The following is a 14,298-nucleotide window of genomic DNA, read 5'->3' on the forward strand; positions in this document are numbered from 1 at the left end:
GGCGTCGGCTCTTTTGGGGGTGGGGTGGTCTCGCTTGGAACTTGGGCGTGGCTCTGGTGGTGTTTTTGGGGGGGGGGGGGCGCTGCGCGCGGGCGGGGGGGGGGGGCCCCCCCCCCCCCCACCCCGTCAAGCCAAGCTCATGCAGAGCTTACGGCTCAGGCCTCCGCGGCCTCTTCGCCCTCGCCCTCGGCCTCGGCGCTCGGCTCCTCGGCCTGCGCGGCCAGGACCTGCAGGACGACGGTGTCGTCCTCGACGGCCAGGGTCGTGCCGGACGGCAGCGGCACGTCCTTGGCGAGGATGGAGTCACCGGCCGCGAGGCCCGCGATGGAGACCGTGACGGACTCGGGGATGTGCGTGGCCTCGGCCTCGACCGGCAGGGCGTTCAGCACGTGCTCGACCAGGTACGCACCCGGGGCCAGCTCGCCCTCGGTGTGCACGGGGATCTCGACGTTGACCTTCTCGCCGCGCTTCACGATGAGCAGGTCGACGTGCTCGAGGAAGCCCTTGATCGCGTCGCGCTGGACGGCCTTCGGGATGGCCAGCTCGGTCTTGCCGTCGATGTCCACGGCGAGCAGAACGTTGGAGGTACGCAGGGCGAGCAGCAGCTCGTGGCCCGGCAGCGTGATGTGGATCGGGTCGGAACCGTGACCGTAGAGAACGCCGGGAACCTTGTTCTCGCGGCGGACACGACGAGCCGCACCCTTGCCGAACTCGGAACGGATCTCGGCGGCGAGCTTCACCTCGGACATGTGCACTCCTCGTATTGCAGAAAAAACTCTGGTGGCGGTCACCCGGCCACGACAGGCCTGCTACGAAGAGCGCGTCGATAACGGACCGCCGCACCGAAAGTGCGGCCTCCCTCGCCGAGCAACTTCGACAGTCTACTCGGAGTCCCCGCAGCCACCCAATTCGATCAAGAGGCCCCGGGCCGGGCGCGAGGAGGCCACCCGGCAGGGCATGAGAAAGGGCATGAGAAAGGGCCGCTCCCAGCGGGAACGGCCCTGTCTCCGTACGTTTCTCAGCCCTGCTCCTCGAAGAGGCTCGTCACCGAACCGTCCTCGAACACCTCACGCACCGCACGCGCGATCGTCGGCGCGATCGACAGCACCGTGATCTTGTCGAGCTCCAGGTCGCCCGGGTCGGGCAGCGTGTTCGTGAACACGAACTCGCTCACCTTGGAGTTCTTCAGACGGTCCGCGGCCGGACCGGAGAGGATGCCGTGCGTCGCCGTCACGATCACGTCCTCCGCGCCGTGCGCGAACAGCGCGTCGGCGGCGGCGCAGATCGTGCCACCGGTGTCGATCATGTCGTCGACGAGGATGCAGACGCGGCCCTTGACCTCGCCCACGACCTCGTGGACGGTCACCTGGTTGGCGACGTCCTTGTCGCGGCGCTTGTGGACGATCGCCAGCGGGGCGTCGAGCCGGTCGCACCAGCGGTCGGCGACGCGTACCCGGCCGGCGTCGGGGGAGACGACGGTGAGCTTGTTGCGGTCCACCTTCGCGCCCACGTAGTCGGCGAGCACCGGAAGCGCGGAGAGATGGTCCACCGGGCCGTCGAAGAAGCCCTGGATCTGGTCGGTGTGCAGGTCGACCGTGAGGATGCGGTCGGCGCCCGCGGTCTTCAGCAGGTCGGCGATCAGCCGGGCCGAGATCGGCTCGCGGCCACGGTGCTTCTTGTCCTGACGGGCGTAGCCGTACGACGGGATGATCACGGTGGTGCTCCGGGCGGAGGCCCGCTTCAGAGCGTCGATCATGATCAGCTGCTCCATGATCCACTTATTGATGGGAGCCGTGTGGCTCTGCATCAGGAAGCAGTCCGCACCGCGGGCCGACTCCTGGAAGCGGACGTAGATCTCGCCGTTCGCGAAGTCGAAGGCCTTCGTCGGCACCAGGCCGACACCCAACTGGTGTGCGACCTCCTCGGCCAGCTCGGGGTGGGCGCGGCCGGAGAAGAGCATCAGCTTCTTCTCGCCGGTCGTCTTGATCCCGGTCACAGCACTGTCTCCTCAGACGTGTTCTCTGGCCACGGGCGTACTGAGCGTGAGCCAGCCGAATTTGCGTGCACGTATCACGGTACGCCGAGAACGACGCACCTGTTTCCGGTCAGTTCCCGTCGTCGACCGGTTCCGTTGCCACCTGGGCCGCCTGAGCGGCGGCGCTTCCGGGGCGCTTGCGAGCCACCCAGCCCTCGATATTCCGCTGCTGGCCGCGCGCGACGGCCAGCGAACCGGCCGGTACGTCCTTGGTGATGACCGAGCCCGCCGCGGTGTACGCGCCGTCCCCGATCGTGACGGGAGCCACAAACATGTTGTCCGAGCCGGTCTTGCAGTGCGAGCCGATCGTGGTGTGGTGCTTGGTCTCGCCGTCGTAGTTCACGAACACGCTCGCGGCGCCGATGTTCGTGTACTCGCCGATCGTCGCGTCGCCGACGTAGGAGAGATGCGGCACCTTCGTGCCCTCGCCGATCGTGGCGTTCTTCATCTCCACGTACGTACCGGCCTTGGCCTTCAGGCCGAGCCGGGTGCCGGGACGCAGATACGCGTACGGGCCGACCGACGCCGACTCCCCGATCTCCGCGCTGTCCGCCACCGTGTTGTCCACCCGCGCGCCCGCGCCGACCGTGGTGTCCTTCAGCCGCGAGTTGGGGCCGACCTCGGCGCCCTCGGCGAGATGGGTCGCGCCCAGCAGCTGCGTCCCGGGGTGCACGATCGCGTCCGGCTCGAACGTCACCATCACATCCACGAGCACCGACGCCGGGTCGACGACCGTGACACCGGCCATCATCGCCCGCTCCAGCAGGCGCTCGTTGAGCAGCTTGCGCGCCTCGGCCAGCTGTACGCGGTTGTTGATGCCCAGGATCTCCCGGTGGTCGCCGGCGACGGACGCGCCGACCCGGTGACCGGCCTCGCGCAGGATGCCGAGGACATCGGTGAGGTACTCCTCGCCCTGGCTGTTGTCCGTACGCACCTTGCCGAGCGCGTCGGCGAGCAGCTGGCCGTCGAAGGCGAAGACCCCGGAGTTGATCTCCCGGATCGCGCGCTGGTCCTCGGTGGCGTCCTTGTGCTCGACGATCGCGGTGACGGCGCCGGTGACGCTGTCCCGCACGATCCGGCCGTAGCCGGTGGAGTCGGGCACCTCGGCGGTCAGCACGGTGACGGCGTTGCCGTCGGCGGCGTGCGTCGCGGCGAGCGCGGTGAGCGTCTCGCCGGAGAGCAGGGGAGTGTCGCCGCACACGACGACGACGGTTCCCTCGGGGGTCTGCCCGAGCTCTTCGAGGGCCATCCGGACGGCGTGCCCGGTGCCGTTCTGCTCGGCCTGGTAGGCGGTGCGGGTGCCGGCGTACTGCTCGGCAAGGTGCCCCTTGACCTGCTCACTCGCATGGCCGACGACGACGACGAGGTGCTCGGGGTCCAGCTCGCGCGCGGCGGAGACGACATGTCCGACGAGCGAGCGCCCGCAGATTTCGTGCAGGACCTTGGGGGTCTTCGACTTCATGCGGGTGCCCTCACCCGCTGCGAGGACGACGACGGCTGCCGGGCGGTTGGCGCTCACGGGAATGCCCTTCGGCTTCGGGTGGTGGACATCCGAAGGATACCGGGGGGTTTCGGGAGTGAAATAAGGGTGGGTCCTGACCGTGAAAGTCAGAACCCGATGAAAGAGGCTCCCCCGCCAGGACTCGAACCCGGACTAATGGCACCAAAAGCCACTGTGCTGCCAATTACACCACAGGGGATAGCTGAGTCGATCATTCCGGACATTACCCCCGGGGCGTCGACTGGGCACCCCACACTATGCCGTACCACCCGCACTCGGTGCGACGGTACTTGTCCCCAAGCTGCCCCGCACTCGCCGAAAAAGCCGCCCCGCACTCCCCGGAAAAGGACTCGCGCCCGCCCTTAGGCTGGAGGGCATGACCACAACGGGGGAACGCCAGGACGGCACGGGCACGACCGCCCGTAGCTGGCTGTGGTGGAGGCGGCGGCGCAGTGTCGCGTTGGACGTGGGGCTCGCGATCGCCTCCGCATTCGAGTGCGCTCTGGAGGGTGTGGGGTTCGCGGATCAGGCCGTGATTCCCGTGCCCGTCGGGGTGCTTTTCGGGCTGGTCGTCGGGTCCGTGCTGGTGCTGCGGCGGCGGTGGCCGATCGCCGTGGTGCTGGTGTCGATCGCGACCACGCCCGCCGAGATGGGCTTTTTGATGGGCGTCGTCGGGCTCTACACGCTCGCCGCGTCCGATGTGCCGCGCCGGATCACCGCGACCCTCGCCGGGATGTCGCTGGCCGCGACGCTGATCGTGTCGTTCGTGCGGGTACGCCAGGAGGTGCAGTCCGCGGACTTCGATCCGGCGCCCGGCTCCTGGTACGTACCGACGATGGCGGGCTTCATGTCGCTCGGCCTGACCGCGCCGCCGGTGCTCCTCGGTCTCTACATAGGGGCCAGACGCCGGCTGATGGAGAGTCTGCGGGAGCGCGCGGACAGCCTGGAGCAGGAGCTGTCGCTGCTGGCCGACCGGGCCGAGCAGCGGGCCCAGTGGGCGCGTACGGAGGAGCGGACCCGGATCGCGCGGGAGATGCACGACGTCGTGGCGCACCGGGTGAGCCTGATGGTCGTGCACTCGGCCGCGCTGCAGGCGGTGGCGCTCAAGGATCCGCAGAAGGCCGTGAAGAACGCCGCGCTGGTGGGGGACATGGGCCGGCAGGCCCTGACCGAGCTGCGCGAGATGCTCGGCGTGCTGCGGGCGGGCGACGACGAGCAGCGGGCCGCGAAGCCGGTGCCGCTGGCGGCGGTGGGGGTCGCCGCGGCCGCCGCCGCGGCTGCCGCAGCCGAGGACGGACCGTGTCTCGCCGACCTGGAGGGTCTGATCGGTCAGTCCCGGCAGGCGGGGATGGTGGTCGAGATCGTGGTCCAGGGCGAGGCGCTGGAGTACGCGCCGGAGGTCGAGCAGACCGCGTACCGCGTGGTTCAGGAAGCTCTGACGAACGTCCACAAGCACGCGGCCGGCGCGAAGGTGATGGTGCGGCTCGGCCACCGCGAGTCCGAGGTCGCCGTACAGGTGGAGAACGGCGCTCCGGACGCCGACGGTGGGCCGACGGCCGCGCGGCTGCCGAGCGGCGGCAACGGCCTGGTGGGGATGCGGGAGCGGGTGCTCGCGCTGGGCGGGGTGTTCGTGTCCGGGCCGACCGACGTGGGCGGCTTCCGGGTGTCGGCGGTGCTGCCGGACCGGGACGGGTACGGCGAGCGGCAGCTCTGACCCGTACTGATACGGAAAGGTCCCGGTCGGGCGCGGCCCCTTTCGTCGGTCCCGGTAGCCCGGGTGGGACGTCCGGGTTCCTCCCGCCCGCCTCGGTAAGCCCCGGTCGGGCCGGGTTCCTCCCGTCGGCTCCGGCAAGCCCCGGGCTCAGCCGAGCGTGAGGCGGGCCGGCTGGACGCCCGTGACCAGCGTGGCGAGCGCCCGGTCGATGTCCGGGCCGAGGTACCAGTCGCCGGTGTGGTCGAGGCTGTAGACCCGGCCCTCGACGTCCATGGCCAGCAGCGCCTGGCTGTCGCCCTCCTCCCCGAGCGGGGAGATCTCGGTGTCCAGCGTGCGCCCCAGATCGGCGAGCGTGCGGGCGAGGTGGAGCCCCGCCAGCGGGTCGAAGTGCACGGGCGTGGGGGCCGTCTGCCGGCCGGGGCCGGGGGCCGTGACGCGCAGTCCGCCGAATTCCGCCCAGGCCTCGACGGCCGCCGGGAACACCGAGTGCCGGTGGTCGGCCGGCGAGGCGTACGCGCGCAGCGTGTCCGCCCAGTGCTCGGCCAGCTTTATGTCCCAGCGGCCGGGCTGCCAGCCCGCCTCGCGCAGGGCGGCGTCGACCGCGACCGGGAACCGGGTGGTGCTGAGGTGGTCGGGCATCGGTGCGGGTTCAGCCGTTCTCGGGTGCGGTCGGGGCGACGGGGCGTACCCCGAAGTGGTCGAGCATCGCCGTACAGGAACGGCAGGGCGGTGCGTAGCTGCCGTGCAGCGGGTCGCCGTCCTCGCGGATGCGGCGTGCGGTCAGTTTCGCCTGTTTCAGTGCGCGCCGCGCCTCGCTGTGGGTCAGCGGCTTGCGCTGGGCCCGCTTCGAGCGCTGCGACTCGGCGGCCGTGAGATGGCGTGAGAGCAGGATCGCCTCGGGGCAGCGGCCGGTGAAGCGTTCACGCTGGCCGCTGGTGAGGGTATCGAGGAAATCCTGTACGAGCGCGTGAAGTACGGGCGGCTGGTCGCCCTTTCCCGCGGTGCAGGTGAGAGTCTCACCGCGAACGGAGAGGGCAGCGGCGACGGTGGGCAGGATGCCGTCGCGGCGGTGGTTCAGGACGGGCGGGCGGTGGGCCTCGGTGCTGCTCCAACTGAGGCGTGGATCACCTGATGTGCCGGACGTACTTGGTTGCGCTGTGTGCATGGTGCTGTCGTTCCCTCCCCTGCACTCCCCCGAGTTGCGGGACAGCCTGCCAAATGGGCCGGGGCGTGCGGAAGCTGGGGCACTGAAACGTGTCGACCCGTCGGCAAACGGTCACTTGTTTGTGACTGTTGGTGACGGAACCGGAGCGTCGGTTCTCCCTGTTGCACCACCGCATAGGCTGTCCTGAACCAGCCGGAACGCAGCAGGGGGCATACCGCCATGACGACAGGTCGGCAAGGGCTGGGGGCACCTCCCGGCCCCCGGGCCGTGGGACGAACCGCGCCACCGAACGCGGCCTACGCCGGGCAGGTCGTGAACTTCCCGGACCCGGTCCGGGCCTCCCGCCACCCCAGAGGTGTGCGCGTGGACGAGAACGGCTTTCCGGTCTTTTCGCCGTACGCGCGTGCCGCCGCGCAGATTGCCGAACCCCCGGAGGGCTTCGGCGTCGACGAACTGCGGCTCACCGACTACGTATCGGCGAATGCGGCGTTGCACGCCGACGGCCATCCGCTGTGGGACACGATTCCCGCGGTGGCCACGCCGCACGGCTGGACCTGGCACCACGTGCCGGGCACCCGCCGTCTCGAGCTGGTCCCGGTCGAGGTGAAGGCGCTGCTGCGGCATCACGGCGGCCTGGCGACGACGCCGGTGGACCAGAGCAAGCGGGGCACCCGGCCGCTGCAGGAGACCCGGCCCGCGCACTTCGGCCTGCCCAAGGGCGCCGTGTCGGTGACGGAGCAACAACTGCTCGGCGTCGAGGAGGACTTGGGTTACCGCCTGCCGGGCGCCTACCGCACGTTCCTCAAGGCGGCGGGCGGCTGCGCCCCGGTCGGGGCGGCGCTCGACGCCGAGTTGGGGCTGCTGGTCGACCAGCCGTTCTTCACGGTGCGGGACGAGGCCGGGGTCAATGACCTGGTGTACGTCAACAAGTGCCTGCGGGACCACCTGACCAAGGACTACCTGGGCGTCGCGTTCGTCCAGGGCGGGATCCTGGCCGTGAAGGTCAAGGGCTCTGCGATCGGCTCGGTGTGGTTCTGCGCGTACGACGACGCACGGGACCAGGACGGCTGGAACGTGCAGGAGCGCGTGGAGCGGCTGCTGCTGCCGTGCGGCGACGACTTCGACGGTTTTCTGCAGCGCCTGGCGGGCAATCCGCCGGAACTGGAGACCGTGGCGAACCTGATGGTGGACGGCGGCTTCGCGTACGCCGTCCCGATCTCGGACGAGGGGTGACGGTCCCGATGGTGACCTTCGCGCAGGCGCAGGAGCGCGCGGAAGAGTGGGTCAACGGCGATGTGGCCGCGTATCAGCACCGTGAGGTGCGGGTGCGGGAGTTCGAGCTGGGCTTCGTGGTCTGGGCGGAGGACCGTGAGGGCGGCGTCCGTTCCGACGGCGGGCAGCAGCGGCTGGTGATCGCCCGCGACAGCGGTGAGGCGACGCTGTGGCCGGGGCTGCCGGTGGGTGAGGTGATCCGCCGGTACGAGGAGGAGTACGGGATCCAGGAGGAGGCCGCTGTCGCGCCCGAGCCGCCGCAGCGCATCGACCTGAATCAGACGTCGTTCCTGCTGAGTCCGCCGGAGTGGCTCCAGGAGGCGGCGGACAAGCTGGGGATCCCGGACCGGCGGTCGCCTGCGTCCGGCGCGGCGGCTTCGGGCTCGGGTTCGGCTTCGGCTTCGGATCTGGCTTCGGGTTCTGGCTCGGGTTCTGGTTCGGGTTCGGGTTCGGACCTGGGCTCGGCTTCGGACCTCGGTTCTGGTTCGGGTTCGGGTTCGGACCTGGGCTCGGCTTCGGACCTCGGTTCGGGTTCGGGTTCGGGTTCGCCGGAACCGGCGGGTGTGGGCGCGGGCGCGCCGTCGACCGGGGCCGACTGGTCGGCCCCCGCTGCCGCTTCGGGTGCCACCGGCCCCAACGCGTCGCAGGCGGGCGGGAGTTCGTCCGCCGCCGGGTCGGCGTGGCCCGAGGCCGGGTCCTCGGGGGGCGGCGGGTCGCTGTGGCCCAGCGCCGGTGGCGGCGACTACGAGCCGACGGCATCCGACGGTGTGCCGGCCACGCCGTCCGGGGCCGGCGCGTGGACGGACACCAGCGACGCCGGGTCGGACGACGCGTCCGTGCCGCTGCCGGCCACGGTGTTCGCGCCGCCGATCTCCGGTACCGACGACGATGACACCCCGCCGCCCGCGGTGGGTGCGGATGCGCCGACCGCCCTGATGTCGGGCGGCAGCCAGTTGCCGCGGACCGCGGTCGCCCCGGCCCTGAACCGGCCGCCCGCGGGACCTTCCGGTCTGGGTGCGAGCGACATCGCCGACGCGGCGACGAGCAAGGCGGTCCTGCCGCCGCGAGGCTCGCGCGGAAGCGGTCCGACGACTCCGCCGCCGCCCGGCGCTCCCGGCGCTCCGGGCGCGCGGCCGGGCGCGACGCCGCCTCCGTCGGGGCCGGGTGCTCCCGGTGCTCCGGCGGCCGGCTATCTGCCGACGCAGCTCGTCCCGCAGCTGGGTCCGGAGGGGCCGCAGCCGCCCGGTGCGCCGACGCCTCCCGGTCCGCCCGGTGCGCCGACGCCCCCCGGTCCGCCCGGTGGTGGCGCGCACCATGCCGCGACGATGCTGGCGGACCCGAGCCAGATGGGCGGCCCCGGTGCGCCGCAGCCGCCCGGTCCGCCGGGCGCTCCGGGTGCGCCTGGGGCTCCGCAGCCTCCTGGTCCGCCTGGTGCGCCGACGCCTCCCGGTCCGCCCGGTGGTGGCGTGCACCATGCCGCGACGATGCTCGCCGGACCCGCCCAGACGGGCCCCGGTGCGCCGCAGCCGCCGGGCGCTCCGGGTACACCGGGTGCGCCTGGGGCTCCGCAGCCTCCTGGTCCGCCTGGTGCGCCGACGCCCCCTGCTCCGCCCGGTGGTGGCGTGCACCATGCCGCGACGATGCTCGCCGGACCCGCCCAGACGGGCCCCGGTGCGCCCCAGCCGCCCGGCCCGCCCGGTGCGCCTGCCGGCCCGCCGCCCGGCCCCGTACCGCATGCGCCGCAGCCGCCGCACGGCGGTCAGCCGCCCGCGTACGGCTATCCGCCGCAGCCGACCGGCATGCCCACCGTCGGCCCCGGCTACCAGGCCGTGCTGCGCTACCGCGCGCCCGACGGCTCCGAGGCCCAGGTGATCCGCCGCTCGGCGCCCGGCACTCCGCACCCGGAGTGGCAGATCCTGCATGAGCTGCGCGCCATGAACGTGCCGCCGCAGCAGGTGCTGGAGCTGCACACCGAGCTGGAGTCGTGCGAGCTGCCCGGCGGCTACTGCGCCCGGATGATCCGGGAGACCTGGCCGCAGGTGCGGATCACGTCTGTCGCTCCGTACGGCAGGGATCACGCCAGCCGGCAGCAGGGCATGCAGCATCTGCTCACTCACCAGGGCGAGTTGCACCAGGTCGCGGCCGGCCCGGCGCGCCCCGCGCCGGTGCGGGCGCCGCTGCCGCAGGTGGCGCCGGCCCCGCCGATCCCCCCGGAGGGGATCGCGCAGGAGCTGGTGGGCGCGTTCGGACCGCAGGGCATCTGCCGGTTCGACCAGCGGGCCGTTTCGCGTCAGGGTGTGCCGGAGATCGTCGCGGCCACGCTGGTGTGGGCGGGGCTGCCGGGCGACTTCAACCCGTTCTTCTGGGCGCAGCCGGCCCAGCCGGTCGTCCCGACGCTTGCGGAGCTCGCGGCACAGCGGCAGATCCAGCCCGCCTCCGACGCGGGTTCGTACCTCGTGGTGGGCAGCGACTTCGGCCGGGCGATCTGCGTCCAGTACGGGACGGCGCACATCGTGGCGGTGCCGGTGGAGGCGGGCCCGGGCGGTCAGCCGGTGGCGCCGCAGTTCGTGAACAGCGGGCTGCCGGAATTCACCCGCTGCCTGGCGCTGCTCGGCCGGATGTGGCGGCTGCGCTTTGGGCTCAACCCGGAGCAGGCCGGCCGCTGGACGGTCGACTTCCAGGCACAGCTCGCCGCGCTGGACCCGGCGGCGCTGGCGTCGCCGGAGGGCTGGTGGTCGGTGCTGCTCGAGCAGATGTGGGACGGACTGCTGTAACGCCGCAACTCTGAAACGCCGTACGTGGCGAGTCACCGGGGCGGGGGGGGCGGCCCCCCCCCCCCGGGGCCCCCCCGGGGGGCCCCCGGGGGGAGAGTTTTTTCTCGGGGGGGGGGGGGGGGCGGGGGCGGGGGGGGGGGGGGGGGGGCGGGGGCGGGCCCCCCCCCCCCCCCCCCCCCCCCCCCCCCCCCCCCGCTGTTTCCCCCGATTCCGACTTCTTTCGCAAAGTGGCGCGTCCTTGACCGGTGCGCATGGGTGGAGTGTTGCGTTTTGAGCGCTTCACCTGGATCCAGGAGGATATGAGTCAATCACGTTGTGTGTCGGAGAGAGGCTTGAAGATGAGTGCTGCATCGATGTCACCTCACGGCTTCGCCACCGTACGTGGCCGTGGCTACCCGCTGAAGAAGACCGACGCCTACGTCACCTCCCTGTCCCAGGACCGCGACGACGCCTGGGAACGCGCCGCGCGCCTCACCGTCCTCGCCAGAGAGATGGAGGCGGAGGCGGCAGTCCTGCGCGAGAGGGTCGCGGCGCTCGCCCCGCCGACGTACGAGACACTCGGCCGGCGCGCCGAGTACCTGCTGGCGCTGGCCGTTGAGGAGTCCGAGGAGCTGCGAGCCACGTCCCAGGACGAGGCGCAGGCCGTGATCGAGGCGTCCGACGCGGCCGCCCGCCGGACGCGCGACGCGGCCCGCGAGCATGCCGATTCGGTACGGGCGGACGGCGAGGCGCGGGCCCAGCAGATCCTCCTTGCCGCGCAGGCCACGGCGGACGAGACCCGCATCGAGGCCCGCCGCGAGGTCAAGGAGCGGCGCGTCGAGGCGGTTGCCGCGTGGAAGGAGATGCGCCTGCGCACCGAGACCATGCTGGCCGACCTGGAGACGGAGCAGGCCGGCCGCTGGGAGACGTTGGAGCGCGAACTTGCGGACCGCGAGGCCGAGTTGGACGCGCGCCAGGCCGAACTCGCCGACTACGCGAAGGCCAGTCTCTCGGAGGCCAAGTGCGTCTTCGCCGAGTCGGAGGAGTACACCCGCCACGGTCAGGAGGACGCGGAGGCCCGGGCCGCCGAGCTGCTCGCCGAGGCCCGGGCGTGCGCGGAGCGGATCGCGCGCGAGACGGAACGGCTGCTGCGGGAGCACGAGGAGTCCCGCGAGGAGATGGAGGCGCACATGGCGCACATCAGCAACAGCCTGGCGACCCTGACGGGCCGTGCGGCGGCGGAGGGCTGAGGGGGCCCTCCGCCGATGGCGCGGGGCTTGTTATTTCACCGAGGCGGGCGGCTCGAACGGGACGACGGGCTTGTTCTGGCAGCCGAAGGACTTGGCCACGACCCGGGCGGAGTGCGGCAGGTGGGTGAAGTGGGTGCGGGCGCTCGTGTCCCCCGTGAGGGTGTCCGACATCGATCCCTCGATCGGTACGCCGCTCTCCTGCTTCGCGGGCGTGCCGGGGATCTTGCACTTGATGAACACGAAGTATCGGACCTCATACGGGCCTTCCCCGGGCCTCCCGTACGTTCTTCCAGCCAGTTCATGCCGGCGCTGCCCAGGAGTTCCCTGCAGGTGGCCTGCTCGGCGGCTGCAGAGTCCTCGCTCTTGTCGGCGGTGCATGCAGCCATTCCCAGCAGCAAGAGCGCCAGGACGGGCAATCGGACGGACTTCAACATCAGTATCCTCGGGCGTTGTCGGTGTCACTGCGAGCCCCGCCGGCCTGGTGTTCCTTCTCCGCTTCGATCGACAGATCCCATATCTCATCGCTGGACATGCCGTGCTGCTCCGCCCAATTCATTAGCGGAGTCATCGCGTTGCGCTCGCCCTCGTCCCTCGCCTTGGCGATGCCCTCGAGCGACTCGTCGGTGTTGTCGAACTCGTTCTCCTTGAGCCAGTCGATCGTCTGGGTCGCAAACTGGGTTCCGCAGCGCCGCCAACCACTTCGAAGGCAAGGGGGACGGCGATGGCCGCGGCGGCACCGGTGGGAACGACAACGGCCGCGCCCACGCCTGCGGCTGTCCCGATGACGGCCTCGGCCGCGAAATTGCGCTACTCGCCCTGCTTCTCGAGTTCCCTGTTCCGATCCTCCTTCACGCCTGAAGCACGCACGCGGTGGCTACTTCTCGGGCTGGTCGGCGATGACCGGGAAGCGGCGGGGGGCGACGAACACCAGTACCAGCAGGGCGACTCCGGCTGCCGCTGCCGCGCCCATGTACACGTAGTCCACCGCCGCGTTCACCGCGCGCCGCAGGTTGTCCGCCGACGCGTCCGTCGCGAGCGTGTGCGCCACCGAGTCGAGGTCGCCGCCGCCGAGGCGGGCAGCCAGCACTCCGTTCGCGATCGCCCCGAAGAGGGCCGCGCCCACGCTCTGGCCGACCTGACGGCAGAAGAGGACGGACGCCGTTGTCGTACCCCTCTCCGCCCAGGGGACCGTCGACTGGACGCCGACGATCAGCGGGAGTTGGAAGAGTCCCAGCGCCGCGCCGAGGAGCAGCATGATCAACGCGGGCTGCCAGGGTTCGGCGGGGTGGGGGAGCAGCGGGAAAGCCAGCAGGATCAGCATCGCGAGCGTGATCCCGACGATCGCGGTGAGCCGGAAACCGATCCGTGTGTAGACCCGGTTCGACAGTGCCGCTGAGATCGGCCAGCTCAGTGTCATGACGGAGAGTACGAATCCCGCGGCGATCGGCCCGAGGCCGAGCACCGACTGTGCGTACGTCGGGAGGAAGACGGTCGGGGCCACCATGAGCAGGCCCAGCGCGCCGAGCGCCAGATTGACCGCGGCGATCGTGCGGCGGCGCCAGACCCAGCCGGGGATGATCGGCTCGGCGGCCCGCCGTTCGATTACGACGGTCACCGCGAGGAGGACCGCGCTGCCGCCGAGCAGCGCGAGCGACGGGGTGGAGAGCCACGGCCAGGCGATGCCGCCCTGCACGAGCGCGAAGAGCAGCAGGCTGCCGGTGAGGAAGACGGCCAGTGCGCCGGGCCAGTCGATACGGGGGCGAGGTCCGCGTTCCCGTACGGGCTCGGTGAGATGGCGGGCGACCAGCCACAGCGCCACCGCCCCGACCGGCAGATTGATCAGGAAGATCCAGCGCCAGTCGGCGTACCCGGCGAGCAGCCCGCCGATCGCCGGCCCCGACACCGCAGAGACCGCCCACACCGTCGACAACTTCGCCTGGATCTTGGGGCGTTCCTTGAGCGGGTAGAGGTCGGCGGCGATGGTCTGCACCGTGCCCTGGAGCGCCCCGCCGCCCAGGCCCTGCACCACGCGGAAGGCGATCAGTGAGGCCATGTTCCAGGCGGCGGCGCACAGCAGCGAGCCGGCGAGGAAGAGGATGATGCCGGCGATCAGTACCGGTTTGCGGCCGAAGGTGTCGGAGAGTTTCCCGTAGACGGGGAGGGAGACGGTGACGGCGAGCAGATAGCCGGAGAAGAGCCAGGAGAAGACCGAGAAGCCGCCGAGGTCGCCGACGATCTGCGGTACGGCGGTGGAGACGATGGTGCCGTCCAGCGCGGCGAGCGCCATGCCGAGCATCAGGGCGGCGACGACGGGGCCGCGGCGGCCGGGTCGCGGGACGGCGGTTGCCGCGGTTGCCGCGTTTGCTGCGGTCGCCTCGGAGGCTTTCGGTGCCGCGGGCTCCGCGGTTGCCTCCGGTGCGTCGGTTGCCGCGGCAGCTTCCGGTGACTCGGTCGCCTCCGACGCCGCGGACGGCGCGCTCGCCGATCCGCTCGGCGCCCCGGATATCTCGCCGTCGGCGCCGGTGCTGCCCGTACTGCTGCCCGTACCGCCGCCTGTGGCGCTCACCCCTGAATCCTTTCCCCCTGCACGTATTTCCCGGGACAGCCT

At 71.6% G+C, this 14,298-nt stretch carries 11 protein-coding genes and 1 tRNA gene; 4 read left to right on the top strand and 8 right to left on the bottom strand.

Annotated features, from left to right (window positions below):
* Positions 1-155: 155 nt before the first annotated feature.
* From ACFYWY_RS11670 to ACFYWY_RS11685, 4 genes are all read right to left on the bottom strand, one after another.
* Entirely contained in the window at positions 156-749 is a 594-nt protein-coding gene (locus ACFYWY_RS11670) for a 50S ribosomal protein L25/general stress protein Ctc (protein WP_389183443.1), read from the bottom strand.
* Positions 750-1,018: 269 nt separating this feature from the next.
* Positions 1,019-1,996 carry a ribose-phosphate diphosphokinase gene (locus tag ACFYWY_RS11675; RefSeq protein ID WP_389183446.1) on the bottom strand — a complete coding sequence of 326 codons (978 nt, stop codon included), beginning with the start codon at positions 1,994-1,996 and terminating at the stop codon, positions 1,019-1,021.
* 109 nt (positions 1,997-2,105) lie between these two features.
* Positions 2,106-3,554, bottom strand: coding sequence for a bifunctional UDP-N-acetylglucosamine diphosphorylase/glucosamine-1-phosphate N-acetyltransferase GlmU (gene glmU / locus ACFYWY_RS11680; RefSeq protein WP_389183448.1), 1,449 nt, complete (start codon positions 3,552-3,554; stop codon positions 2,106-2,108).
* Positions 3,555-3,663: 109 nt separating this feature from the next.
* A tRNA-Gln gene (locus tag ACFYWY_RS11685) sits at positions 3,664-3,735 on the bottom strand.
* A 177-nt stretch (positions 3,736-3,912) separates the two neighbouring features.
* Here ACFYWY_RS11685 and ACFYWY_RS11690 point away from each other — a divergent pair.
* Complete coding sequence (locus ACFYWY_RS11690; RefSeq protein ID WP_389183451.1) at positions 3,913-5,250, top strand: sensor histidine kinase; 1,338 nt, start codon at positions 3,913-3,915, stop codon at positions 5,248-5,250.
* A 147-nt stretch (positions 5,251-5,397) separates the two neighbouring features.
* On the opposite strand, the gene ACFYWY_RS11695 is transcribed toward ACFYWY_RS11690, so the two are convergent.
* Positions 5,398-5,889, bottom strand: a complete 492-nt coding sequence (locus tag ACFYWY_RS11695; RefSeq protein ID WP_389183453.1) for an SUKH-3 domain-containing protein — start codon at positions 5,887-5,889, stop codon at positions 5,398-5,400.
* Positions 5,890-5,899: 10 nt separating this feature from the next.
* Positions 5,900-6,415, bottom strand: a complete 516-nt coding sequence (locus tag ACFYWY_RS11700) for a YwqJ-related putative deaminase (RefSeq protein WP_389183456.1) — start codon at positions 6,413-6,415, stop codon at positions 5,900-5,902.
* A gap of 219 nt (positions 6,416-6,634) precedes the next feature.
* Between ACFYWY_RS11700 and ACFYWY_RS11705 the strand changes: the two genes are divergently transcribed.
* The 3 genes from ACFYWY_RS11705 to ACFYWY_RS11715 all read left to right on the top strand — a co-directional run bounded on the left by ACFYWY_RS11705 (position 6,635) and on the right by ACFYWY_RS11715 (position 11,690).
* Positions 6,635-7,648: an SMI1/KNR4 family protein gene (locus ACFYWY_RS11705; RefSeq protein WP_389183459.1), complete on the top strand. Its 1,014-nt coding sequence runs from the start codon at positions 6,635-6,637 to the stop codon at positions 7,646-7,648.
* A gap of 8 nt (positions 7,649-7,656) precedes the next feature.
* On the top strand, positions 7,657-10,461 hold the full coding sequence (locus tag ACFYWY_RS11710) for an SUKH-4 family immunity protein (protein WP_389183461.1): 2,805 nt from the start codon (positions 7,657-7,659) through the stop codon (positions 10,459-10,461).
* Positions 10,462-10,799: 338 nt separating this feature from the next.
* Positions 10,800-11,690 (top strand): cellulose-binding protein, encoded by an 891-nt coding sequence (locus ACFYWY_RS11715; protein WP_389183464.1) that lies wholly within the window; start codon positions 10,800-10,802, stop codon positions 11,688-11,690.
* Between the two features lie 30 nt (positions 11,691-11,720).
* On the opposite strand, the gene ACFYWY_RS11720 is transcribed toward ACFYWY_RS11715, so the two are convergent.
* Positions 11,721-11,930 (bottom strand): hypothetical protein, encoded by a 210-nt coding sequence (locus ACFYWY_RS11720; protein ID WP_389183467.1) that lies wholly within the window; start codon positions 11,928-11,930, stop codon positions 11,721-11,723.
* Positions 11,931-12,564: 634 nt separating this feature from the next.
* On the bottom strand, positions 12,565-14,256 hold the full coding sequence (locus ACFYWY_RS11725; RefSeq protein ID WP_389183470.1) for an MFS transporter: 1,692 nt from the start codon (positions 14,254-14,256) through the stop codon (positions 12,565-12,567).
* Between the last annotated feature and the right edge of the window lie 42 nt (positions 14,257-14,298).

This window comes from Streptomyces sp. NPDC002870, from assembly GCF_042888505.1.
Lineage (GTDB): Bacteria > Actinomycetota > Actinomycetes > Streptomycetales > Streptomycetaceae > Streptomyces.

What these genes read in the sequence shown, in the direction of transcription:
- ACFYWY_RS11715 (WP_389183464.1), top strand. Translation starts at nt 10,800, where the DNA reads ATGAGTGCTGCATCGATGTCACCTCACGGCTTCGCCACCGTACGTGGC.
- ACFYWY_RS11700 (WP_389183456.1), bottom strand. Translation starts at nt 6,415, where the DNA reads ATGCACACAGCGCAACCAAGTACGTCCGGCACATCAGGTGATCCACGC.
- ACFYWY_RS11690 (WP_389183451.1), top strand. Translation starts at nt 3,913, where the DNA reads ATGACCACAACGGGGGAACGCCAGGACGGCACGGGCACGACCGCCCGT.
- ACFYWY_RS11710 (WP_389183461.1), top strand. Translation starts at nt 7,657, where the DNA reads ATGGTGACCTTCGCGCAGGCGCAGGAGCGCGCGGAAGAGTGGGTCAAC.
- ACFYWY_RS11695 (WP_389183453.1), bottom strand. Translation starts at nt 5,889, where the DNA reads ATGCCCGACCACCTCAGCACCACCCGGTTCCCGGTCGCGGTCGACGCC.
- ACFYWY_RS11670 (WP_389183443.1), bottom strand. Translation starts at nt 749, where the DNA reads ATGTCCGAGGTGAAGCTCGCCGCCGAGATCCGTTCCGAGTTCGGCAAG.
- ACFYWY_RS11705 (WP_389183459.1), top strand. Translation starts at nt 6,635, where the DNA reads ATGACGACAGGTCGGCAAGGGCTGGGGGCACCTCCCGGCCCCCGGGCC.